At 76.7% G+C, this 25,911-nt stretch carries 3 protein-coding genes; all 3 read right to left on the bottom strand.

From position 1 onward, the window contains the following. Nucleotides 1-13 precede the first annotated feature (13 nt). A complete protein-coding gene (locus LG395_RS20090) occupies nt 14-15,415 on the bottom strand; it encodes a type I polyketide synthase (protein WP_225810721.1) in 15,402 nt (5,133 codons plus the stop codon). Nucleotides 15,416-15,482: 67 nt separating this feature from the next. Next, the gene (locus LG395_RS20095) at nt 15,483-20,231 is read right to left on the bottom strand and encodes a type I polyketide synthase (RefSeq protein ID WP_225810722.1); all 4,749 of its coding nucleotides are present in this window, start codon (nt 20,229-20,231) and stop codon (nt 15,483-15,485) included. Further along, nucleotides 20,231-25,810 carry a type I polyketide synthase gene (locus LG395_RS20100; protein WP_225810723.1) on the bottom strand — a complete coding sequence of 1,860 codons (5,580 nt, stop codon included), beginning with the start codon at nt 25,808-25,810 and terminating at the stop codon, nt 20,231-20,233. Before LG395_RS20100 ends, LG395_RS20095 begins: the two co-directional genes overlap by 1 nt. Between the last annotated feature and the right edge of the window lie 101 nt (nt 25,811-25,911).

A 25,911-nucleotide genomic window follows, 5' to 3' on the forward strand; every position in this document is an offset into this window, starting at 1 on the left:
CCACCGTTCGTCGTCACAGCGCGTCGTCGTCGCCGACGAGGTCGTCGAGCGCCATGCTGATCAGGCTCTCGGCGTCCATCGCGTCGATCGGCGCGCGGCCGGTTCCGCCGTCCTCCGCCTGCTCCGGCGCGGGCCGCGCCCCGGCGAGTTCGAGCAGGCTGTCCAGCAGGCCGGCCTCGCGCAGGCGTCCCACCGGGATGGTGGCGAGCGCGGCCCGCACGGTGTCCTCCTCGGTGCGCGGGCCGTCGCCGGTGCGCGGGGCCAGCTCGCCGGCCAGGTGGTCGGTGAGCGCGGCCGGCGTGGGGTGGTCGAAGACGAGGGTGGCGGTCAGCCTGAGGCCGGTGGCGTCGTTGAGCCGGTTGCGGAACTCGACGGCGGTCAGCGAGTCGAAGCCGAGGTCCTTGAAGGGCAGGCCGGCCTCGAACTCCTCGACGCCGAGCACCGCCCGGGCCTCGTCCCGGACCAGCCGCAGCAGCCGTTCGGCGCGCTCCTCGGGCGCGAGCGCGGCCAGTTCGCGGCGCAGCGCCGACCCGGCGGCCGACGTTCCGGGGCCGGTCCGGCGCGGCGCCCGCACCAGGGAGCGCAGCAGCGGGGCGACCCGGGCGGCCTCGCGCGGGGCGAGGTCCAGGCGGGCCGGCAGCAGCACCGGTTCGGCGCGGCCCGCGCCCGTGTCGAACAGGGCGAGCCCGCTCTCGGCGTCGAGGGGGAGCACCCCGCCGGAGGCCATGCGGCGGGCGTCGGTGTCGCCGAGCCGGTCGGCCATGCCGCCGCTGCCCGCCCAGGCGCCCCAGGCCAGTGAGACCGCGGGCAGGCCGAGCGATCGGCGGTGGGCGGCGAGCGCGTCGAGGAAGGTGTTGCCGGCGGCGTAACCGGCCTGGCCGGGGCTGCCGAGCAGGCCCGCCGCGGAGGAGAACAGCACGAACGCGGTGAGGGGCCGTTCGCGGGTCAGTTCGTGCAGGTGCCAGGCGGCGTCCAGCTTGGGCCGCAGGACCGCGTCCAGGCGCTCGGGGGTGAGCGAGGTGAGGACGGCGTCGGCGAGGACGCCCGCGGTGTGCACGACGGCGGAGACCGGGTGCTCGTCCAGGACGCGGGCGAGGGCGGCCCGGTCGGCGGCGTCGCAGGCGACCACGGTCACCCGCGCGCCGAGCGCGGTGAGTTCGTCGCGCAGGCCGGCCGCGCCGGGGGCGTCGGGTCCGCCGCGGCTGAGCAGCACCAGCCGCTCGGCGCCGTGCGCGGTGACCAGGTGCCGGGCGACCAGCCGGCCCAGGGCGCCGGTGCCGCCGGTGACCAGGACACCGCCGGAGAAGCCGGCCGCGGCGGGCTCGGCCAGGCGGGGCGCGCGCACCAGCCGGGGGACGCTGAGCGCCCCGTCGCGCAGGACCAGTTGGGGTTCGCCGGAGGCCACGGCGGAGGGCAGCAGGCCGCGGGAGGCGTCCGTGTCGTCCAGGTCGGCGAGGACCATCCGGTCGGGGTGCTCGGTCTGGGCGGAGCGGATCAGGCCCCACGCGGTGGCGGCGCCGGGATCGGTGACGTCCCCGGGGCCGGTCGCGCCGCGCGTCGCCACCACCAGGGTGGTGTCGGCGAACCGTGCGTCGGCCAGCCAGTCCTGCACCAGGGTGAGCAGCCGCCGGGCGCCGGCCCGGGCCGCGTCCGGCCCGTCGCCGCCGGTGTGGACGACGACCAGGGTGTCGGGGGCCTGTCCGGCGGCCTCGGCCAGGTCGTCGGCGACGGCGACCTCGGCGACCTCGCCCGCCAGGGCGCCGGCCAGTTCCCGGCGGCCGGGGCCGAGGACGGTCCACCGCCCGGCCTGCGGGGCCGCCGGCACGGAGACGGGCACCCAGTCGAGGGCGAACAGGTCGTCGTGTCCCCCGCTCGCCGCCGCGGCGATCCGCTCCGGGTCGACCTCCCGCAGCGACAGGGAGGCCACGCTTACCACCGGCCGGCCGGTGTCGTCGGCGGCCTCGATGCGCACCGCGCCGGGGCCGGCCGGGGCGATCCGCACCCGCAGGGCGGTCGCGCCCGGCGCGTACAGCTCCACGCCGGACCAGGCGAAGGGCAGCGTCATGCGTTCCTCGGCCCCGGCGCGCAGCCCGATGGTGTGCAGGGCGGCGTCGAACAGCGCCGGGTGCAGTCCGAACGCGGCGCCGTCGGTGGGGACGGCGACCTCGGCGTACGCCTCGTCGCCGTGCCGCCAGGCCGCGCGCAGGCCCTGGAAGCGGGGCCCGTACTCGGCGCCCAGTTCGGCCAGCCGGTCGTAGACGCCGTCCAGTTCGACCGGTTCGGCGCCGGGCGGCGGCCAGGCGGCCAGGTCGTGGCCGGGCCTGTCCCCGGCGGGGCGGAGCGTGCCGGTGGCGTGGGTGGTCCACGGGTCGCCGTCGGCCGCGGCGGCGTACACGCGGAAGGCGCGGGCACCCGTCGCGTCGGGTTCGCCGACCGTGCACTGGAGGCGGACGGCGCCGTCCTCGGGCAGCGGCAGCGGCTCGGTGACCGTCAGGTCCTCCACCGTGCCGCAGCCGACGCGGGCACCGGCGGCGAGGGCCATCTCGACGAAGGCGGTGCCCGGCAGCAGCGGCACCCCGCCGACGCTGTGGTCGGCGAGCCAGGGGTGGTCGGCGAGGGAGAGCAGGCCGGTGTGGAGGGTGCCGTCGGCGCCGGCGAGTTCGACGGCGGTGCCGAGCAGCGGGTGGTCGGCCGCCGGGCGGGTCGGGCCGGTGTCACCGGTCATCCAGTAGCGGCCGCGCTGGAAGGCGTAGGTGGGCAGGTCCGAGCCGTCCCGGTGGGGCAGCAGCGGCGCCCAGTCGACGGCGCGGCCGTGCACGTGCAGGGCGGCGAGCCCGGTGAGCAGGGCCTCGGTCTCCTCTCGGTCCTTGCGCAGCAGCGGTACCACGGGCGTCCCGTCGGGCAGGCACTCGCCGGCCGCGGCGGTCAGGGCGCTGCCCGGGCCGACCTCCGCGAAGTGCCGTGCGCCGGCCGCGTGCAGGGCGGTGACGGCGTCGGCGAACCGGACGGCCTCTCGGGCGTGCCGTACCCAATACTCGGGTGTGCACAGCTCCTGCGGTGCGGCCGGGGCGCCGGTGAGGGTGGACACCAGCGGGATGCGGGGCGTGCCGAAGGACAGGGACGCGGCGACCTCGCGGAACTCGTCGAGCATCGGCTCCATCAGCCCGGAGTGGAAGGCGTGGCTGACGGCCAGTTCCCGGGTGCGCTCGAAGCGGGCGGCCAGGGCGCGGGCGGGGCCGGCGGGTCCGGAGACGACGACGGACGCGGGCCCGTTGACGGCCGCGATGCCCACGCCGTCGCCGAGCAGCGGCGTGATCTCGTCCTCGGTGGCGCGTACGGCGATCATCGCGCCGCCCTCGGGCAGGGCCTGCATGAGGCGTCCCCGGGCGGCGACGAGGGTGCAGGCGTCCTCCAGGGTGAGCACGCCCGCGACGTGGGCGGCGGCGAACTCGCCGACGGAGTGCCCGGCGAGCAGGTCGGGCCTGACGCCGAACGACTCCAGCAGCCGGTACAGGGCGACTTCCACGGCGAACAGCGCGGGCTGGGTGTACTCGGTGCGCGCCAGCAGTTCGGCGGAGCCGAGGACGTCGGCGAGCGGCCGGTCCAGCAGCGGTGCGAGTCGTTCCGCGACCTCCTCGAAGGCGGCGGCGAAGGCGGGGAAGGCCGCCGCGAGGCGGGTGCCCATGCCCGGCAGCTGGGAGCCCTGGCCGGAGAAGAGGAAGGCGAGCCGGCCGTCGGTGGCGGTGCCGAGGACGCCGGTCTGCGGGGTGCGGCCCTCGGCCAGGGCCCGCACGCCCGCGGTCAGTTCGTCGCGGGTGCGGCCGAGGACGGCGGCCCGGTGGCCGAGCCGGGTGCGGGCGTGGGCGAGCGCGCCGGCGAGGCGGTGCGGGTCGGCGTCCGGGGTGGCGGCCAGGTGGTCCAGCAGCCGTGCGGCCTGGGCGCGCAGGGCCTCGGGGGTGTGGCCGGACAGCAGCCACGGCACGGTCTCGGCCGGCGGCTCCGGGGCCACCTCGGCCGGCTGTGCGGCGGGCGGCGCGGCCTCGATGATCACGTGGGCGTTGGTGCCGGAGATGCCGAAGGAGGAGACGCCGGCGCGGCGCGGGCGGCCCGGGTCGGGCCAGGGGCGGTTCTCGGTGAGCAGACGGACGTTGCCGCCCTCCCACTCCACGTGCCGGGAGGGCCGGTCGACGCCGAGGCTGGCCGGCAGGGTCTCGGCGCGCAGCGCCTCGATCATCTTGATGACACCGGCGACACCGGCGGCGGCCTGGGTGTGCCCCAGGTTGGACTTGACCGAGCCGAGCCACAGCGGGCGGTCCTCGGTGTGCTCGGCGCCGTAGGTGGCGATCAGTGCCTGGGCCTCGATGGGGTCGCCGAGGGTGGTGCCGGTGCCGTGCGCCTCGACCACGTCGACCTCGGCCGCCGGGACGCCGGCCGCCTGGAGGGCGCGGCGGATGACGCGCTGCTGGGCGGGGCCGTTGGGGGCGCTGATGCCGTTGGAGGCGCCGTCCTGGTTGACGGCGGTGCCGCGCAGCACGGCGAGGATCTTCCGGCCGTTGCGGCGGGCGTCGGAGAGGCGTTCCAGCAGCAGCACGCCGGCGCCCTCGCCGAAGCCGGTGCCGTCGGCGGCGTCCGCGAAGGGCTTGCACCGGCCGTCCCGGGACAGGCCCCGGTGCCGGCTGAACTCCACGAAGGTGCCCGGGGTGGCCATCACGGTCACGCCCCCGGCCAGCGCCAGGGAGCAGTCGCCCTGCCGCAGTGCCTGTGCGGCCAGGTGCAGTGCCACCAGCGAGGAGGAGCAGGCCGTGTCGACGGACAGGGTCGGGCCCTCCAGGCCGAGGGTGTAGGCGACGCGGCCGGAGACCACGCTGCCGGAGCCGAAGCTGCCGAAGTAGTCGTGGTACATGACGCCCGCGAACACGCCGGTGTCGGAGCCGCGCAGGGTGGCGGGGTCGATGGAGGCCCGCTCCAGGGCCTCCCAGGAGGTCTCCAGCAGCAGCCGCTGCTGGGGGTCGGTGACCAGGGCCTCCTCGTCGTCCATGGCGAAGAACGCCGGGTCGAAGTCGGCGACGTCGTACAGGAAGGCGCCGTGCCGGGTGTAGCTGGTGCCGGGCCGGTCCAGGGTCGGGTCGTAGAGGTTCTCGACGTCCCAGCCGCGGTCGGCCGGGAACTCGCCGACGGCGTCGCGGCCTTCGGCGACCAGCCGCCACAGGTCCTCCGGGGAGGCGATGCCGCCGGGGAAGCGGCAGGCCATGCCGACGACGGCGATCGGTTCGTCGGCGGCGGCGTCCCGGACGGCGGCGGCGGTGGTCGCAGCGAGGGTGCCGGTGAGCTCGCCGAGCAGGTGGCGGGCGAGTCCGGCGGGGGTGGGGTGGTCGAACACCAGGGTGGCGGGCAGCCTCAGGCCGGTGGCCGCGGAGAGCCGGTTGCGCAGTTCGACGGCGGCCAGCGAGTCGAAGCCGAGTTCGCGGAAGGCCAGGGTGCGGCCGACGTCCTGGGCGGAGCGGTAGCCGAGGATGGTCGCGACATGGCTCTGCACGAGTTCGGTGAGGAACGGTTCGCGCTCCGCCTCCAGCAGCCCGGCGAGCCGCTCGCGCAGGCCGTCGGCGCCGCCTGCGGCGCCCGGCCCGGTGGCCGCGCCGGCCCGCCGTACGGGCACCAGGGTGCGGAACAGCGGGGCCAGGCCCTCACCCTGGGCGCGCAGGGAGGCCATGTCCAGTTTCACCGGCAGCACGGCGGGGTCGGCGCCGCGCAGGGCGGCGTCGAACAGGGCGACGCCCTCCTCGGTCTCCAGCGGGGCGACACCGCCCCGGGCGATGCGGGTGAGGTCCGTCTCGTCGAGGGTGCCGGTCATGCCGCCGGCCTGCGCCCACAGGCCCCAGGCCAGGGAGTGCGCGGGCAGCCCGAGGCTGCGGCGGTGTATGGCGAGGGCGTCGAGGTAGGCGTTGGCGGCGGCGTAGTTCGCCTGGCCGGGCGAGCCCAGCGTGGCGGCGGACGAGGAGAACAGCACGAACGCCGCGAGGTCCAGGCCGGCGGTGAGTTCGTGCAGGTTCCAGGCGGCGTCGGCCTTGGGCCGGAACACCGTGTCGATCCGCTCCGGCGTCAGGGAGGTGAGCACGCCGTCGGCGAGGACGCCCGCCGCGTGGATCACGGCGGTCAGCGGCCGGGCGGCCGGTACGGCGTCCAGCACGGCGGCGAGCGCGGCCCGGTCGGCGACGTCGCACGCGGCACTCGTCACCTCGGCGCCCAGCGCGGCCAGTTCGGAGACGAGGTCGTCGGGGGCACCGCCGCGGCTCACCAGCAGCAGGTGCCGCACGCCCCGTTCGGCGACCAGGTGCCGGGCGAGGATCCGCCCGAGGGCGCCGGAGGCCCCGGTGAGCAGGACGGTGCCGCCGCCGAGGCCGGAACCGTCCTCGCTCCGCTCGTCGTCGGCGGCCCCGTCGGGGACGCGGGCCAGCCGGGGGACCTGCCAGGTGCCGTCGCGGTAGGCCAGGTGCGGTTCGCCGGTCGCGACGGCCTCGGCGAGGCGTCCGGCGTCCGGATCCTCCCCGGCCTCCGCCTCGACGAGCACGATCCGGCCGGGGTTCTCCGACTGGGCGGAGCGGACCAGACCGCCGGCCGCGGCTCCCGCCGGGTCGGTGCCGGTGACCACGACGAGGGTGCCGTCGGCCGCGGCGAGGGCGGTGCGCAGCCGGTCGAGGACCGTGTCGACGGCCGCCCGCGCCTCGGCGGCGCTGGTGCCGGCCGGGGCGCGCACCACGTCCGGTGCCGGGCCGGCGGGCGCGGCCGCGGGGGCCGGCGGGGCCGGCACCCAGGTGACCCGGTACAGCGCGCCCGCGCGGGCCGGACGCGCCGCGGTGGCCAGGGCCTCGGTCCGCAGGGGCCGCAGGGTGAGCGCGTCGACGGTGGCGACGGGGGCGCCGGTGGGGTCGGCGAGCGTGAGGGAGACGGTGCCCTCGCCGGCGGACCGGACGTGGACGCGCAGCGCGGTCGCGCCGGTGGCGTACAGCCGTACCCCGGACCAGGCGAACGGCAGCAGGGCCTCGTCGCCGGCGGCGTCGGTGAGTCCGACGGTGTGCAGGGCGGCGTCCGACAGGGCGGGGTGCAGGGCGAAGCCGTCGGGGGCCGCGTCGGTCGCGACCTCGGCGTACAGGCCGTCCTCGGTGCGCCAGGCGGCGCGCAGGCCCTGGAAGAGGGGGCCGTAGCCGAGACCGAGGGCGGCGAGTTCGTCGTACAGGCCGTCGAGCGGTACCGGTGCGGCGCCCCGCGGGGGCCAGGCGGTGAGCGGGGCGCCAGCGGCGGGCAGGGTGCCGGTGGGGGCGAGCAGGCCGTCGGCGTGCCGGGTCCAGGGCAGGTCCTCGTCGGGGTTCTCCGGCCGCGACCAGATGGCGACCGGGCGGGTCTCCCCCTCGGGCGCGCCGACGGTGACCTGGAGCTGGACGGCTCCGTGGTCGGGCAGGACCAGCGGTGCGTGCAGGGTGAGTTCGGCGATGTCGCCGCAGCCGACCTGGTCGCCGGCGCGCAGCGCGAGTTCCAGGTGCCCGGTGCCGGGGAAGAGCAGCCGGCCGCCGACCCGGTGGTCCTCCAGCCAGGGCTGGGTGCCCGGGGAGAGCCGCCCGGTGAGGACGACGCCCTCGCTGTCGGCCCGCACCATCGCGGCGCCGAGCAGGGCGTGGTCGGTGGGGGCGAGACCGGCGGAGGTGACGTCGGCGCCGCTCGCTGTGGAGTCCAGCCAGTACCACTCGCGCTGGAAGGCGTAGCCGGGCAGCGGGACGCGGCGCGGCCGGCGGCCCTCGGCGACGGCGGTCCAGTCCACGCCGGCGCCGTGGGTGAACGCCTCGCCCAGGGCGGTCAGCAGCCGGGCCCGGCCGCCCTCGTCGCGGCGCAGGGAGCCCACGGCGGCCACGGCGTCGTCGGTCTCCTGGATGCCGACGGTGAGCACCGGGTGCGGGCTGGACTCGATGAACAGCTGGTGCCCGTCGGCGACGGCGGCACGCACGGCCTGTTCGAACAGCACGGTGCCGCGCAGGTTGGTGTACCAGTACCCGGCGCCGAGTTCGGTGGTGTCGAGCGGGCCGCCGGTGACCGTCGAGTAGAACGGGACCTGGGTGGCGCGCGGCTCGATGCCGTCGAGGTCCTCGGCGAGGCGCTCGCGCAGGGTCTCGACGTGGGCGCTGTGGGAGGCGTAGTCCACGGGAAGGCGCTTGGCGCGGACCTTCTCCTCCCTGAGCCGCGCGAGGAGTTCGTCGAGGGCGTCGGCGTCGCCGGACACCACCGTGGAGGCGGTGCCGTTGACGGCGGCGACGGACAGCCGGCCGTCCCACGCGGTGAGCCGGGCGCGGACGGCGTCGGCGCCCTCGCCGACGGACATCATGCCGCCCGAGCCGGACAGCAGTTCGGCGATGGCCCGGGAGCGCAGCGCGACGACGCGGGCGCCGTCCTCCAGGGACAGCGCGCCGACCGCGCAGGCGGCGGCGATCTCGCCCTGGGAGTGGCCGATGACGGCGGCGGGGGTGACGCCGTACGCGCTCCAGGTGTGGGCGAGGGACACCATCACGGCCCACAGCAGGGGCTGGACGACGTCCACGCGGTCCAGGCCGCCGCGCAGCTCGGTGGCGAAGTCCCAGTCGGTGTACGGCGCGAGGGCGGCGGCGCACTCGGCCATGCGGGCGGCGAACACCGGGGACTGTCCGAGGAGTTCGGTGGCCATGCCGGACCACTGGGAGCCCTGGCCGGGGAAGACGAACACGGGCCGGGCGCGGCCGGGCGCCGTGCCCTCGGCGAGGGTGCGGGCGGTTCCGCCGTCGGCCAGCGCGGCGAGGGCGCCGCGCAGTTCGGCCGTGTCGGTGCCGGTGATCGAGGCCCGGTACGGGAAGCGGGCGCGGGTGGTGGCGAGGGTCCAGCCGATGTCGGACGGGTCGAGCCCGGGGTGGGTGTCGAGGTGGCCGAGGAGGGCCGCGGCCTGGCCGGCGAGGGCGGCGGGCGTCTTGGCGGTGAGCAGCCACGGCACGGCGAGGCCCTGCGGTCCGGTGCGCTCCGGCTCGGCGGGGGCGGGCGGGGCCTGTTCGAGGATGACGTGGGCGTTGGTGCCGCTGATCCCGAAGGACGACACACCGGCCCGGCGCGGCCGGCCGTGCCGCGGCCAGTCCCGCTGCTCGGTGAGCAGCCGCACCTGTCCGGCGTCCCAGTCGACCTTCGTGGACGGCTGGTCCACGTGCAGGGTCCTGGGCAGGACGCCGTTGCGCATCGCCATGACCATCTTGATGACGCCGGCGACACCGGCGGCGGCCTGCGTGTGCCCGATGTTGGACTTGACCGAGCCGAGCCAGAGCGGTTCGGCGCGGTCCTGGCCGTAGGTGGCCAGCAGCGCCTGCGCCTCGATCGGGTCGCCCAGCGTCGTACCCGTACCGTGCGCCTCCACCACGTCGACGTCGGCGGTGGTGAGGCGGGCGTTCTCCAGGGCCTCCAGGATGACGCGTTCCTGGGAGGGGCCGTTGGGGGCGGTCAGGCCGTTGGAGGCGCCGTCCTGGTTGACGGCGGTGCCGCGGACGACGGCCAGCACCTCGTGGCCGTTGCGGCGGGCGTCGGAGAGGCGTTCCACGACGAGGACGCCGACGCCCTCGCCCCACACGGTTCCGGCCGCCGCGTCGGCGAAGGCGCGGGTGCGGGCGTCGGGGGCGAGCGCGCCCTGCCGGCTGAACTCGATGAAGGTCTCGGGGGTGGCCATGACGGCGACGCCGCCGACCAGGGCGAGGCCGGACTCGCCCTGCCGCAGCGACTGGGCGGCCAGGTGCAGTGCCACCAGCGAGGAGGAGCAGGCGGTGTCGACGGACAGCGAGGGGCCCTCCAGGCCGAGGGTGTAGGCGACGCGGCCGGAGATGATGCTGCCGGAGCCGAAGCTGCCGAAGTAGTCGTGGTACTGGACACCGGCGAACACGCCGGTGCGGCTGCCCTTGAGGCTGTGCGGGTCGATGCCCGCGTTCTCCAGCGCCTCCCAGGACGCCTCCAGCAGCAGCCGCTGCTGCGGGTCCATGACGAGGGCTTCCTTGGGGCTGATGCCGAAGAACGCGGCGTCGAACGCGCCGGCGTCGTGCAGGAAGCCGCCCTCGCCGACGTAGGAGGTGTCGGGGCGCCGCCGGGCGGGGTCGACGACGCGGTCCACGTCCCAGCCCCGGTTGCCGGGGAACGCGCTGATGGCGTCGGTGCCGTCGGCGACCAGCCGCCACAGGTCCTCCGGGGTGCGGACGTCCCCCGGGTAGCGGCACGCCATTCCCACGATCGCCAGCGGCTCGTCCGCGCGGGCGCTGACGGTACGGCGGCCACGGCGGGCCCCGGTCCGGGCGCCGCCGTCGACCAGGGTGCCGAGGTGGGCGGCGAGCGCTTCGGGCGAGGGGTGGTCGAAGACGAGGGTGGCGGCGAGCCGCCGGCCCAGCTCGGCGGAGAGGGAGTTGCGCAGTTCGATCGCGGCGAGCGAGTCGAAGCCGAGGTCCTTGAACGCCCGGTCGGTCTCCACGCTCTGCGGGTTCGCGTGCCCGAGCACGGCGGCGACATGGGTGCGGACCGTGTGCAGCAGCGCCTCGGCGCGCTCCTCGTCCCCGAGGCCGGCCAGGCGCTCGGCGAAGCCGGCGTCGCTGCCCTGGGCGACGGCTTCCCGGCGGACCGGTCGGCCCGCCAGGGCGCGGAAGACGGGGGCGAGGCCGCTGCCCTGGGCGCGCAGCGCGGGCAGGGCGAGCCGCACAGGCGCCAGGGCGGCGCGGCCGGCCCGCAGCGACCGGTCGAACAGGGCGGTGCCCTCTTCGGCCGACAGGGCGGTCATGCCGCCGCGCGCCATCCGGGCGCGGTCCGCCTCGTCCAGGGAGCTGGTCATGCCGCCCGACGGGGCCCACGGCCCCCACGCCAGGGACAGCGCGGGCAGGCCCCGGGCGTGGCGGTGCGCGGCGAGGGCGTCCAGGAGGGCATTGGCGGCGGCGTAGTTGCCCTGGCCGGGGGCGCCGACGGTGCCGGCGACGGACGAGAACAGCACGAACGCCGCGAGGCCGCGGGTGAGTTCGTGGAGGTGGAGGGCGCCGAGCGCCTTCGGCGCGAGGACGGTGTCGATCCGCTCGGGGGTGAGCGAGGAGACGACACCGTCGTCCAGGACGCCGGCGGCGTGGACGACCGCGGTGAGCGGGTGCTCGGCCGGGATGCCGGCGAGGACGGCGGCGAGGCCGTCGCGGTCGGCGACGTCGCAGGCGTGGGCGGTCGCGGTGGCGCCGAGGGCGGCGAGTTCGGCGACCAGGTCGTCGGCGCGCCCCGACCGGCTGAGCAGGGCGAGGTGCCGGACGCCGTGGGCGGTGACCAGGTGGCGGGCGATCACCGGGCCGAGGCCGCCGGTGGCGCCGGTGATCAGGACGGTGCCCTCGGGACCGAGGTCCGGCCCGGCCGCTTCCGGAGGTGCTTCGGCGCGCACCAGCCGGGCGGCGTGGGCGGTGCCCGCCCGCACGGCGATCTGCGGTTCGCCGGAGGCGAGGACGGCGGGCAGGACGGCGTCGGCGTCCGCGCCGGGTTCGAGGTCGAGCAGGACGAACCGGTCCGGGTTCTCCGACTGCGCGGACCGCACCAGGCCCCAGACGGCCGCGCCGGCCAGGTCGGTCACGTCCTCCTCCGCGACGCCGACCGCGCCGCGGGTGACGACGGCCAGCGGGCGGGGGTCGTCGTCCTGGAGGGCGGCGAGCGCGGTGTGCAGCGCCTCGCGTACGGCGGTGGCGTCGGTGCCGGGGGTGCTGTGCAGCACCCGGTGGGCGGCGTCGGGGGCGTCGGCGTCCAGGGGCAGCGGCTGCCAGTCGAGGGCGAACAGGGCGTCCGCGGTCGTGTCGCGGGCGGCGCGCAGGTTGGTGAGCGGGCGGGAGGCGAGCGAGGTGACCGTGGCGACGGGGGCGCCGGTGGCGTCGGCGAGGTCGACGGCGAAGGCGTGGTTCCCGGTGGGCACCAGCCGGGCCCGCAGCACGGAGGCGCCGACGGCGTGCAGGGTGACGCCGGCGAACAGGAACGGCAGCCGGGCGGTGTCGTCGGCCGATCCGTCGCCGAGCAGGGCCAGGGCGTGCAGGGCTGCGTCGAAGGCGGCCGGGTGCAGGCCGAAGCGGGGCGCGTCGGCGGCGGGCCGCTCGGGCAGCCGCACCTCGGCGTACAGTTCCTCGCCGCGCCGCCAGGCGGCGGTCAGGGCCTGGAAGGCGGGCCCGTACGCCAGTCCGGCGGCGGCGTGCCGCTCGTACAGGCCGTCGGTGTCGAGGGGTTCGGCGTCCTCGGGGGGCCACACGTCCAGGCGGCTGCCGGGGGTGCCGGCGTCCGCGGTGAGGAGGCCGGAGGCGTGCGGGGTCCACGGCGCGTCGGCGGGCAGGCTCTCGGCGCGGGCGTACACCTGGACCGTGCGGGCGCCGGACGGGTCGGGCGCACCGACGGCGACCTGGACGCGCACGCCGTCGTCCGGGGGCAGCACCAGCGGTACCTCGAGGGTGAGTTCCTCCAGGCGTCCGCAGCCGACCTGGTCGCCGGCGCGGACGGCGAGTTCGACCATGGCGGTGCCGGGGACGACGACGTTGCCGCCGACGACGTGGTCGGCGAGCCAGGCGTGGGTGCGCACCGACAGCCGGCCCGTGAGCACGGCGCCGTCGGAGTCGGCGAGCACGGTGGCCGCGCCGAGCAGCGGGTGGTCGGCGGGGTCCAGGCCGGCGGAGCCGACGTCGCCGACCGGTGCCGTCGTCTCGGGCCAGAACCGCTCGCGCTGGAATGCGGTGGTGGGCAGGTCGACGGTGCGGGCGCCGGTGAACAGCGCGGTCCAGTCCACGGCGGCGCCGCCGGTGTACAGCTGGGCCACGGCGGTGAGCAGGGTCTCGGTCTCGTCGCGTTCGCGGCGGGTGGCGGCGGCGAGCACGGCGTCGGTGTCGTCGGTGGCCAGGCACTCGCGGGCCATGGCCGTCAGCACGGCGTCCGGGCCGAGTTCGAGGAAGCGGGTGACGCCTTCGGCGGCGAGGGCGCGTATCCCGTCGTGGAAGCGGACCGCCTCGCGCACGTGCCGTACCCAGTACTCGGGGCCGGCGATGTCCTGGGTGGCGAGGGCTCCGGTGACGTTGGAGACGACGGGGACGGTGGCGCGGCGGTAGGTCAGGGACTCGGCGACCGCCCGGAACTCGTCCAGCATGGGTTCCATGAGCGGCGAGTGGAAGGCGTGCGAGACCGTCAGCCGGCGGCTCTTGGCGAAGCGGGCGGCCACCGTCTCGGCCTCGGCGGCGTCCCCGGAGATCACCACGGACTCGGGGCCGTTGACGGCGGCGATGCCGACCCGCTCGGTGAGCAGCGGGCGGACCTCCTCCTCGGTGGCGCGTACGGCGATCATCGCGCCGCCCTCGGGCAGCGCCTGCATGAGCCGGCCGCGCGCGGCCACCAGGGTGGTGGCGTCCTTGAGGTCCAGCACGCCGGCGACGTGGGCTGCGGCGATCTCGCCGATGGAGTGCCCGGCCAGGTAGTCGGGTGTGAGCCCCCAGGACTCCACCAGCCGGTACAGCGCCACCTCGAAGGCGAACAGCGCCGTCTGGGTGCGGGCGGTGCGGTGGAGCGGTGCGGGGTCGTCGCCGAGGACGAGGTCGCGCAGGTCGTCGTCGCCGAAGAGCGCGCAGATCTCGTCGAAGGCGCGGGCGAAGACGGGGAAGTGCGCGTGCAGTTGCCGGCCCATGCCGGCGCGCTGGGCGCCCTGGCCGGTGAACAGGAAGGCGGTCTGTCCCTTGCGGACCCGGCCCGAGGCGGCGCCCGGGCCGCCGTCGGCGACCCGGGCCAGGCCGGCCAGGAGCGCGTCCCGGTCGGCGCCGAGGACGACGGTCCGGTAGGGGTGGGCGGTGCGGGTGGCGGCCAGGGAGTGCGCCACGTCCACCGGGTCCAGCTCACCGGCGGCGGCCACCAGGCGGGCGGCCTGTTCGCGCAGGGCGCGCTCGGTACGGCCGGAGACCACCCACGGCACCAGCGGCGGTGCCGTGCGCGGCCCGCTGTCGGCCGGTTCCCCGGCGGGGGCTTCCTCGAGGATGGTGTGCGCGTTGGTGCCGCTGGCGCCGAAGGAGGAGACGGCGGCGCGGCGCGGGCGGCCGGGGTCGGGCCAGGGCCGGTTCTCCGTCAGCAGCCGTACCCGGCCCTGGTCCCAGTCCACCTTGGTGGAGGGCTCGTCGGCGTGCAGTGTCTTCGGCAGGACACGGTGCCGCATCGCCATGACGGCCTTGATGATGCCGGCGACACCGGCCGCGGCCTGGGTGTGCCCGATGTTGGACTTCACCGACCCGAGCCACAGCGGGCTGTCGGCGGGCCGGTCCTGGCCGTAGGTGGCGAGCAGCGCCTGGGCCTCGATCGGGTCGCCGAGGGTGGTGCCGGTGCCGTGGGCCTCCAGCAGGTCCACGTCGGCGGCGGTGAGCTGTGCCCCGGCGAGCGCGGCGCGGATGACGCGCTGCTGGGAGGGCCCGTTGGGGGCGGTCAGGCCGTTGGAGGCGCCGTCCTGGTTGACGGCGGAGCCGCGGACGACGGCCAGCACCTCGTGGCCGTTGCGGCGGGCGTCGGAGAGGCGTTCCAGCACCAGCATGCCGGCTCCCTCGCTCCAGCCGGTGCCGTCCGCGGCGTCCGCGAAGGACTTGCAGCGGCCGTCGGCGGCGAGGCCGCGCTGCCGGCTGAAGGCGATGAAGTTGCCCGGTGTGGCCATCACGGTGGCGCCGCCCGCGAGGGCGAGGGTGCACTCCTTGTTGCGCAGCGCCTGCACGGCCAGGTGCACGGCGACGAGCGCCGAGGAGCAGGCGGTGTCGATGGTGACGGCCGGGCCCTCCAGGCCCAGGGTGTAGGAGATGCGGCCGGAGATCACGGCGGCCAGCACGCCGGTGCCGAGCGCCGCCTCGCTGTCCTCCGGCATCCTCGCCAGCAGGTCCTTGTAGTCCTGGCCGTTGGTGCCTGCGAACACCCCGATCCGGGCGCCGTGCGCCGAGTCGGGGGCGATGCGGGCGCGTTCCAGGGCCTCCCACGACACCTCCAGCAGCAGCCGCTGCTGGGGGTCCATCGCGACCGCCTCACGGGGGCTGATGCCGAAGAAGTCCGGTTCGAACCCGGCCGCGTCGGACAGGAACCCACCGCGCGTGACGTAGCTCTTGCCGGTGGCGTCCGGGTCCGGGTCGTACAGCGCGTCGACGTCCCAGCCCCGGTCGTCGGGGAAGTCACCGATGGCGTCGGTGCCGTCGTGGACGAGCCGCCAGAACTCCTCCGGGGTGGTCACGCCGCCGGGGAAGCGGCAGCTCATCCCGACGATGGCGATGGGTTCCCGGTCCTGGGTCTCCACCTCGCGCAGCCGCTGCCGGGTCTGGGCCAGGTCGGCGGAGACCCGCTTGAGGTAGGAGAGCAGCTTTTCGTCGTTGGTCATCGGGTGTCGCCACTCCTGTGCGAAGAGGTGGACTGCGGTGGGGCCGGGGTGTCGTGGGAGGGTGGGGTCACGCCGAGCCGAGCTCGTTGTCGATGAAGGCGAAGACGTCGTCGGCGGAGGCCTCCTCCAGCCGCCCGGCGAGGTCGGCGGCGTCCTGGCCGAGGGTCTTGTTCAGGTCGCCCAGCAGCGCCTGGAGACGGGCGGTGATCCGCCCCTGCTCGAGGTCCTCGGCGGTGAGGTCGCCGAGCCGGGCCGCGACCCGTTCGAGGTCGGCGAGGACGGAGTCGACGGAGGTGTCGGCGCCCGCGAGTTCGGTGCCCAGGTACTTGGCGAGGGCGGCGGGGGTGGCGTAGTCGAAGATGAGCGTGGCCGGCAGCGGCACCCCGGCGGCACCGCTGATCCGGTTGCGCAGGTCGACGGAGGTGAGCGAGTCGAAGCCGAGGTCGCGGAAGGCGGTGGTGGGCTCGACCGCGTCGGCGCCGCCGTAGCCGAGGACCGCGGCGGCCTGGCCGCACACCAGCTCCTGGAGCGCGCGCTCGCGTTCGCCGCCGGTGAGGCCGGCCAGCTTCTCGGCGAAGCCGTCGGCCGCGCCCGGCTCGGCGGGCCCGGCCGTGCCGCGCCGCGCCTCGGGCAGCGCGGACAGCAGGGCGCTGGGCCGGGTCGCGGTGAACGCGGGCGCGAACGCGGACCAGTCGACGTCGGCGACGGTGACGGTGGTGTCGCCGCCGTCCAGGGCGCGGCGCAGCGCGGTCAGCGCGCGGCCGGGGTCGAGGAGGGACATGCCCATCGCGCGGGCGGCCGAGCGGACGGTGCCGTGGGCGGCCATGCCGTCGCCGCCCCACGGTCCCCAGGCGATCGAGGTGGCGGGCAGTCCGGCGGCGCGCCGGTGTTCGGCGAGGGCGTCGAGGAAGGCGTTGGCGGCGGCGTAGTTGGCCTGCCCGGCGCCGCCGACGGTGGCGGTCAGCGAGGAGAACAGCACGAACGCCGACAGGTCCCGGTCCGCGGTGAGTTCGTGCAGGTGGCGGGCGGCGTCGGCCTTGGGGGCGAGGACGCCGGCGAACCGGTCCGGGGTGAGCGCGTCCAGGACACCGTCGTCGAGGACGCCGGCCAGGTGCACGACGGCGGTGAGGGGGTGCTGCCGCGGTGCGGAGTCCAGCAGTGCGGCCAGTGCCGTGCGGTCGGCGACGTCGCAGGCGGTGAGGGTCACCGGGGTGCCGGCGTCGGTGAGTTCGCGGACGAGGTCGGCGGCGCCGGGGGCGTCGGGGCCGCGGCGGGAGGTCAGCAGCAGGTGGTCGGCGCCCTCGGCGGCGAGCCACCGGGCGACGGCCGCGCCGACGGCGCCGGTGGCCCCGGTGACGAGCACCGTACCGGACGGCTTCCAGGGGGCGCCGGCGCGGGCCGGGGCGTGCTCCAGCCGGCGGCCGTAGGCTCCGGACTCGCGGACGACGACCTGGTCCTCGCCGCCGGCGTCGGCGAGCAGCGCGGCCAGCCGGGCCGCGGTCCGCGGGCCGATCTCGGCGGGCAGGTCGACGAGCCCGCCCCAGCGGTCGGGGTGTTCCAGGGCGGCGACCCGGCCGAGGCCCCACACCGGGGCCTGGGCGAAGCCGCTGACGGTGGCGGTCGTTCCGTGGGCGACGGCGTCGCGGGTGGCGCACCACAGCGGGGCGGTGATCCCGGCGTCGCCGAGGGCCTGTACGAGGGTGGCCGTCGCGGTGAGCGGGCCGGCCGGTGCGAGCAGGGACAGCACGCCGTCGACGCCGCCCCGGCCGGCGAGCAGCGCGGCCAGCTCCGCCCGGCCGGCCGTCTCGGGTGCGGTGAGGGTGTCGACGCGCAGCCCCTGATCGGCGAGCCCGGTCAGGACGGCCGTGGTCCACGGGTCGTCGGACTCCGGGACGACGGCCAGCCAGTGGCCGCCGAGCGCGGGGGTGGCGGCGGGGGCCAGCGGTTCCCAGGCGACGCGGTAACGCCAGCCGTCGGCGGCGGCGTTGGCCTGCCGCTGCTCGTGCCAGGCGGCCAGGGCGGGTACGACGGCGGCGACGGAGGGTTCGTCGGTGACGCCGAGCGTGGCGGCGACGGCGCTGACGTCCTGCTCCCGGACCAGCTCCCAGAACGGGTCGGCGGCGTCCGTGGCCGCGCGGGCCGCCGCGGCGCGCTCGGCCTGGAGGATGGGGGCGTCCTCCCAGTGCCGGTCACGGCGGAACGGGTAGGTGGGCAGGTCGACCTTGCGGCCCCCGGTGAACACGGCCCTGAAGTCGGGGCCGGTGCCGGTCAGGTGCAGCCGGCACAGGGCGTCGACGAGGGCGGCGTCCTCGGCGCGGTCGCGGCGCTGGGTGGCGATGACGTGCGGTACGACGTCCTGCGCCATGGTGGAGAGCACCGCGTCGGGGCCGACCTCCAGGAAGCGGGTGGCGCCCTCGGCGGCCAGCGCGGTGACGCCGTCGTGGAAGCGGACGGCCTCGCGGACGTGCCGCACCCAGTAGTCCGGCGAGGTCAGCTCGTCGGCGAGGCGGCCGGTGACGTTGGAGACGACCGGCAGGCGGGGCTCGTGGAAGGTGAGGCCCGCCAGCACCTCGCGGAACGCGTCGAGCATGGGGTCCATGCGGTGGGAGTGGAAGGCGTGCGACACCGTCAGCCGCCTGGTCTTGTCGAAGCGGGCGGCCACGGCGGCCACGGCCTCCTCGTCACCGGAGACGACCACCGCGCGCGGGCCGTTGACGGCCGCGATGTCGACGCCGTCGGTGAGCAGCGGCGTGACCTCGGCCTCGGTCGCCAGCAGGGACACCATCGCGCCACCCGCCGGGAGTTCCTGCATCAGCCGGCCGCGGGCGGCGACCAGGGCGACCGCGTCGGGCAGGTCCAGGACACCGGCGACGTGCGCGGCGACGACCTCGCCGACGGAGTGCCCGGCGAGCAGGTCCGGGCGGACGCCCCAGTGCTCCAGCAGCCGGTACAGGGCGGTCTCGAAGGTGAACAGCGCGGCCTGGGTGTAGACGGTCTGGTGCAGCGGGGCGGGGTCGGTGTCCTCGTCGTGCATCACCTCGCGCAGCGGGCGGTCCAGGTGGGCGTCGAAGGCGGCGCAGATCTCGTCGAAGGCGGCGGCGAACACCGGGAACGCGGCGTGCAGGGTGCGGCCCATGCCGGGCCGCTGGGAGCCCTGCCCGGAGAACAGCACGCCGAGCCGGCCGGGTTCGGGGGCGACGACGGCGGCCTGGCTGCCGTCGGCGACGGCGCGCAGAGCGGCCAGCAGCTCGTCCCGGTCGCGGCCGGTGACGGCGGCCCGGTGGGTGAACACGGTGCGCGTGGTGGCCAGCGAGTACCCGACGTCGTACGGGTCGAGGTCACCGGCGGCGGCGAGCAGCCGCTCCGCCTGCCGCTGGACGGCGTCGGCGCCCTTGCCGGACAGCACCCACGGCACGACGGGCAGCGCGGCCCGCTCCTGCGGCGTCCCGTCCGTCGCGGCGGGCGGCGCCTCCTCCAGGATGGTGTGGGCGTTGGTGCCGGAGATGCCGAAGGAGGAGACGCCGGCGCGGCGCGGGCGGCCGTCGGGGGTCTCCCAGGGGCGGGGCTCGGTGAGCAGGCGGACGTCGCCCGCGTTCCAGTCGACGGCGGTGGACGGCTTCTCCACGTGCAGGGTGCGGGGCAGGGTGCCGTGGCGCATCGCCATGACCATCTTGATGACGGCGCCGACGCCGGCGGCGGCCTGCGGGTGGCCCATGTTCGACTTGATGGAGCCGAGCCAGAGGGGCCGGCCCTCCGGCCGTTCCTGTCCGTAGGCGGCGATGACGGCCTGCGCCTCGATGGGGTCGCCGAGCGTGGTGCCGGTGCCGTGCGCCTCGACCGCGTCGATGTGGTGCGGGGCGAGCTGCGCGTCGGCGAGGGCCTGTCGGATGACGCGGATCTGGGCCGGACCGCTCGGCGCGGTCAGTCCGTTGGAGGCTCCGTCCTGGTTGACGGCGGAGCCGCGGACGACGGCCAGCACCTCGTGGCCGTTGCGCAGGGCGTCCGACAGGCGTTCCACCAGCAGCATGCCGGCGCCCTCGGCCCAGGCGGCGCCGCCGGCGTCGTCGGAGAAGGAGTGGCAGCGGCCGTCGGGGGACAGCGCGCGGCGCTCGCTGAACTCGATGAACATCTCGGGGCTGGCCATGACGGCGGCGCCGCCGGCCAGGGCCAGGGAGCACTCCCCCTTGCGCAGCGACTGGATCGCCGAGTGCAGCGCGACCAGGGAGGAGGAGCAGGCGGTGTCCATGGTGACCGCGGGACCCTCCAGGCCGAGGGTGTAGGCGATGCGGCCGGAGACGATGCTGCCGGAGATGGTGCCGCCGATGTAGTCGTGGTGCATCAGGCCGACGAAGACGCCGGTCGGGGTGCCCTTCACCGTGGTGGGGTCGATGCCGGCCCGTTCGAAGGCCTCCCAGGTGACCTCCAGCAGCAGCCGCTGCTGGGGGTCGGTGCCGGAGGCGTCCTTGGGGCTGATGCCGAAGAAGGCCGGGTCGCACTCGGCGGCGTCGTGCAGGAAGCCGCCGTGGCGGACGTAGGTCTTGCCGGGGGCGCCGGGCTCGGGGTCGTAGATCGCCTCGACGTCCCAGCCGCGGTCGGCCGGGAACTCGGTGACGACGTCGATGCCCTCGTCGACGACGCGCCACAGGTCCTCGGGGGTGCGCACGCCGCCGGGGTAGCGGCAGCCCATGCCGATGATGGCGACGGGCTCGTGGTCCTGCTCCTCCAGCTCCCGTACGCGGCGGCGGCTGCGCTCCAGCTCGGTCGTGGCCCGCTTGAGGTAGTCGCGGAGCTTGCCGGCCGTGGCCGAGTCTTCCATCACAGGGCTCCCAGTTCGTTGTCGATCCTGGCGAAGAGTTCTTCGTCGCTGGCGTCGCGGACGTCGGCCGGCGACCGGGGCTCGGTCTGGCGCGCGTGGCTGTCCTGCCAGCCGCGCAGCAGCGCTTCGAGGCGCGCGGTGACGCGGCCGTGGCTGCCGTCCTGGTCGGGCAGGGCGTGCAGGGCGGCTTCGAGACGGTCCAGCTCGGCCAGCGCGGAGCGGGCCTGGTCGGCCGGCCCGGGCACGAGCGCGGTCTTGAGGTGGGCGGCGAGGGCGTGGGGGGTGGGCTGGTCGAACACCAGCGTCGCCGGGAGGGTGAGGCCGGTGGCGCCGGCGAGGAGGTTGCGCAGTTCGACGGCGGCGAGCGAGTCGAAGCCCATCTCCTGGAAGGCGCGTGAGGGGTCGACCGACTCCGGCGAGGGGTGCCCGAGGACGCCGGCGACGTGTGTGCGGACCAGCTCCAGCAGGGCGCGGTCCCGGTCGGCGTCGGGCAGCGGTGCGAGCCGCTCCCGCCAGGAGCCGGCGGGGGTGCCCGCGGCGGGTTCGGTGCCGCGCCGCCGGGCCGGCCGGACCAGGCCGCGCAGCAGGGCGGGTACGCCGTCCGGCCGGGCGCGCACCGCGGCGGCGTCCAGGCGTACGGGCACCAGGACCGCGTCCTCGGCGCCGAGGCCGGCGTCGAAGGTGCGCAGTCCCTGGGCCGGGGTGAGCGGCGGCAGGCCGAGCCGGCGCAGCCGTTCCAGGTCGGCGGCGTCGATGCCGGCGCTCATGCCGCCGGAGCCGGACCACAGTCCGTAGGCGAGGGAGACGGCGGGCAGGCCGAGCGAACGGCGGTGGGCGGCGAGGCCGTCGAGGAAGGTGTTGGCGGCGGCGTAGTTGGCCTGGCCGCCGCCGACCAGCAGACCGGCGGTGGACGACAGCAGGACGAAGGCCGACAGGCCGGTGTCGCGGGTCAGTTCGTGCAGGTTCCACGCGGCGTCCACCTTGGGCCGCAGTACCCGGTCAACCTTGTCCGCGTCCAGGGTGGCCAGCACACCGTTGTCGACGACACCGGCGGCGTGCACCACCGCCCGCACCTCATGCGCGGCGAGCAGCGCGGCCAGGTCGTCCCGGTCGGCGGCGTCGCACCGGGCGAGGGTCACCTCGGCCCCCGACTGGGCGAGCGCGTCCCGCAGTTCGGCGGCGCCGGGGGCGTCCGCGCCGCGCCGGCCGGCCAGCACCAGGTGCCGTACGCCGTGCTCGCTGACCAGGTGACGGGCGATCAGCGCGCCGAGGCCGCCGGTGCCGCCGGTGATCAGGACGGTGCCGTCCGGGTCCCAGACGAGCGGTTCGCCGGCCTTGGCGCGGGCCAGCCGGGGCACCCGCACCTCGCCGTCCCGCACCGCGACCTCCGGCTCACCGGCGGCGAGCGCGGCGGCGAGGGCGGGGCCCGGGGCGGCGCTGCCGTCACTGTCGACCAGCAGGAACCGGCCGGGGTTCTCGGCCTGGGCGGCGCGTACGAGTCCGTACAGCGGGGCGTGGGTGAGGTCGCCGGTCCGCAGCAGCACGGCGAGCCGGCTGCCGGCGCAGCGGTCGTCGGCGAGCCAGGCCCGGAGGGTGTCCAGCATGGCGTTCACGCGGTCGCGGACGAGGACGGGGAGGTCCGGCACGGGGGCGGGGGCGGCCGGTACGGGCAGGACGACCAGGCCGGGCACGGGACCGGCGGCGGTGAGGGCGGCCAGGTCGGGGTGGCGGGGGGCGTCGGGGACGGCGTCGTGGGCGCCGCCGGCCACCTCACCCGTGCCGCTGGCGCCGAGGCCCGGGCCGGCCGCCTCGCCGTCGCCCGAGCCGGTGCCGGCGAAGCCGCACACCGCCAGCGCCGGGACCTCGGTGGCCGCCGGGACCGGTGCCGGGACGAGGTCGACGCGGTACAGCGGGTCGTCGCCGTCCCCGGCGAGCTGTTCGGCGGAGACGGGGCGGGCCACGAGGCTGCGCACGGTGGCGACGGGCGCCCCGGCGGCGTCGGCGAGGGTGAGGGTGACGGCCTCGGGACCGGACGGGGCGAGGTGCAGGCGCAGGGTGTCGGTGCCCGCGGCGTGCAGGGTGACACCGCCCCAGGCGAACGGCAGCACCGCCTGGCCGCCGGGCAGGTCCAGCAGGTTGACGTGCAGGACGGCGTCCAGCAGCGCCGGGTGGACGGCGAACGCGGCGGCGGTGGCGCGGGCGCCCTCGGGCAGCGCCGCCTCGGCGAACAGTTCGTCGCCGCGGCGCCACATGGCGCGCAGGCCCTGGAAGACCTCGCCGTAGCCGTAACCGGTGCGCGCCAGCCCCGGGTAGAGGCCGTCCAGGTCGACGGGTTCGGCGTCCCGGGGCGGCCATTCGGGCAGGCCGGCCGGGGCCGCCGCGTCGGCGGGCGCGGTGCTGAGGACGCCGGCGGCGTTGCGGGTCCACGGGGTGTCGGGGCCGTCGGCGCGGCGGGACCACACGGTCAGCTCCCGCCGTCCGTCCCGCTCGGGCCCGACGGCGGCCTGTACGGCGAGCGCGCCCTGCTCGGGCAGGATCAGCGGGGCGTGCAGGGTGAGTTCCTCGACGGTGGCGCAGCCGGTGCGTTCCGCGGCCTGGAGGGCCATCTCCACGAAGCCGGTGCCGGGCAGCAGCACGGTTCCGTGGACGGCGTGGTCGGCCAGCCACGGGTGGGAGGCGAGGGAGAGCCGGCCGGTGAGGACCGCTCCCCCGGTGTCGGGCAGGTCGGTCGCGGCGCTCAGCAGCGGGTGCCCGGTGGCGCTCTGGCCGAGGCCGTCGGCGTCGCCGCTGCCGGCCGGGGCGGCCTCAAGCCAGAGGCGTTCGCGCTGGAAGGCGTAGGTGGGCAGCTCGGTGCGGCGGGCTCCGTGCGGGGCGAAGAACGCCGCCCAGTCGACGGCGGTGCCGGCCGCGTGCAGCCGGGCCACGGCCGTGACCAGGTCGCGTTCCTCGTCGCCGTCGCGGCGCAGCCCGGCGACGGTCACGCTGTCCTCGGGCAGGCAGTCCGCGGCCAGGGCGGTGAGGGCCGCGTCGGGGCCGACTTCGAGGAACCTGCGCGCGCCCAGCTCGTGCAGGGCGGTCAGGGCGGGGGCGAAGCGGACGGTGCCGCGGACGTGGTCCACCCAGTGGTCCGGGGTGGTCAGCAGGCCGGGTCCGGCGAGGGCGCCGGTGAGCGTGGAGACGACCGGGATGCGGGGCTCCGAGTAGGAGCACGCGGCGGCGGCCTCGGCGAAGTCGGCGAGCATCGGCTCCATCAGCGGCGAGTGGAACGCGTGCGACACCGTCAGCCGCTTGCCCTTCCCGAAGCGGGCGACGAGGGCGTCGACGGCCTCCTCGGTGCCCGAGACGACCACCGACCGGGGGCCGTTGACGGCGGCGAGGCCGACCCGGTCGTCCAGGTGGGGGGCGACCTCGTCCTCACCGGCGCGCAGCACGGCCATGGCGCCGCCCGGGGGCAGGGCGGCCATCAGGGTGCCGCGGGCGAGCACGAGCCGGACGGCGTCCGGCAGGGACAGCACCCCGGCGACATGGGCGGCGGCGAGTTCGCCGACGGAGTGCCCGGCGACGTAATCCGGGGTGACGCCCCAGGACTCCAGGAGGCGGTACAGGGCCACTTCGGTGGCGAACAGGGCGGTCTGCGCGTAGTCGGTACGGGTCAGCGACGCGGCGTCGGCGTCGATCACTTCGGCGAGTGGCCGGGCGAGGCCCCGGTCGGCGAGCGCGCACACCGCGTCGAAGGCCTCGGCGTACACCGGGAAGGCCCGGTACAGGGCCCGGCCCATGCCGGGGCGTTGCGCTCCCTGGCCGGTGAACAGGAACGCCGTCTTGCCGCCGACGGGGGTGAGCGGGGCCGCGGCGGCGAGCGCGGTGAGCAGTTCGCCGGTGTCCCGGCCGACCGCGACGGCGCGGTGCTCGAAGTGGGCGCGGGTGGTGGCCAGCGACAGCCCGAGGTCGGCCGGGCGCAGGCCGGGGCGCGCGTCGACGTGGTCGCGCAGGCGCGTGAGCTGGGCGGCGAGGGCCTGCCGGGTGCGGCCGGTGACGATCCAGGGGACGTGACCGCCCTCTCGTGCGGGGGAGTCGACACCGTCCTCGGCGGCGGTCGCGTCGGCGGAAGCCGGGTCGGCGGAAGCCGGGTCGGCGGAAGCCGGGTCGGCGGAAGCCGGGTCGGCGGACACCACGTCGCCGGAAGGCGCGTCGGCGGGTGCCTCCTCCAGCACCACGTGCGCGTTGGTGCCGCTGATGCCGAAGGAGGAGACGGCGGCGCGGCGGGGCCGTCCGGTGGCGGGCCACGGGCGCCGCTCCAGGGCCAGTTCGACGGCGCCCGCGTCCCAGTCGACCTGGTCCGTGGGGGCGTCGACGTGCAGGGTGGGCGGCACCTCGCCGTGCCGCATGGCCAGCACCATCTTGATGACGCCCGCGACACCGGCCGCGGCCTGGGTGTGCCCGAGGTTGGACTTCACCGAGCCGAGCAGCAGCGGCCGGTCGGCGGGGTGTTCGCGGCCGTACGTCGCGAGCAGCGCCTGCGCCTCGATGGGGTCGCCGAGCGAGGTGCCGGTGCCGTGTGCCTCGACCACGTCGACGTCGGCGGCGGTGAGCCCCGCACCGGCCAGCGCCTGCCGGATGACCCGCTGCTGGGACGGGCCGTTCGGTGCGGTCAGCCGGCTGCTGGCGCCGTCGGAGTTGACCGCGCTGCCCCGGATCACGGCGAGCACCGGATGCCCGTTGCGCCGGGCGTCGGCGAGCCGTTCCAGCAACAGCATGCCGGCGCCCTCGCCCCAGCCGGTGCCGTCGGCGGAGGCCGCGAACGCCTTGCAGCGGCCGTCCGGGGCGAGTCCGCGCTGCCGGCTGAAGTCGATGAACGTCTCCGGTGTGGACATCACGGTGACACCGCCGGCCAGGGCGAGCGAGCACTCCCCCGACTGCAGCGCCCGCACCGCCCAGTGCAGGGCGACCAGGGAGGAGGAGCAGGCGGTGTCGACGGTGACCACCGGGCCTTCGAGGCCGAAGGTGTAGGCGACGCGTCCGGAGGCGATGCTGGCGGCGCTTCCGTTGGCGAGGTAGCCGTCGAGGTCGTCGGGTACGGAGGTGAGGCGGGTGGCGTAGTCGTTGTACATCACGCCGGCGAACACGCCGGTGCGGCTGCCGCGCAGGGAGGCCGGGACGATGCCGGCCCGCTCGAAGGCCTCGTAGGAGGTCTCCAGCAGCAGCCGCTGCTGCGGGTCCATGGCGAGGGCCTCGCGGGGGCTGACGCCGAAGAAGTCGGGGTCGAAGTCGGCGGCGTCGTAGAGGAATCCGCCGGTGCGGGCGTAGGTCCTGCCGGGCCGCGCCGGGTCGGGGTCGTACAGGGCGTCCACGTCCCAGCCGCGGTCGGCGGGGAAGTCCGACACCGCGTCGGTGCCCGCGGCGACCAGTTCCCACAGCTCCTCGGGGGTGGTGACGCCGCCCGGGTAGCGGCAGCCGATGCCGACGACGGCGACGGGGCCGTGTGCGCGTTGCTCGTTCTCGCGCAGCCGTCGCCGCGCCTCGCGCAGATCCGCGGTCGTCCGCCTGAGGTAGTCGAGCAGTTGCTCTTCGTTGTTCACCAGCGCGCCATCCGATCGAGATCGAAGTGAGGGCCTCGGCCGTGCGGATCGCCTCCGGACGGTTTCCGGTCCGCTTCCCCTCCGCTGTCGGAGGCTAGGCA

Source organism: Streptomyces spinosus, from assembly GCF_020400655.1.
Lineage (GTDB): Bacteria > Actinomycetota > Actinomycetes > Streptomycetales > Streptomycetaceae > Streptomyces > Streptomyces argyrophylli.

Coding starts and splice junctions, on each gene's coding strand:
- LG395_RS20090 (WP_225810721.1), bottom strand. CDS start 15,415: ATGACCAACGACGAAAAGCTGCTCTCCTACCTCAAGCGGGTCTCCGCC.
- LG395_RS20095 (WP_225810722.1), bottom strand. CDS start 20,231: ATGGAAGACTCGGCCACGGCCGGCAAGCTCCGCGACTACCTCAAGCGG.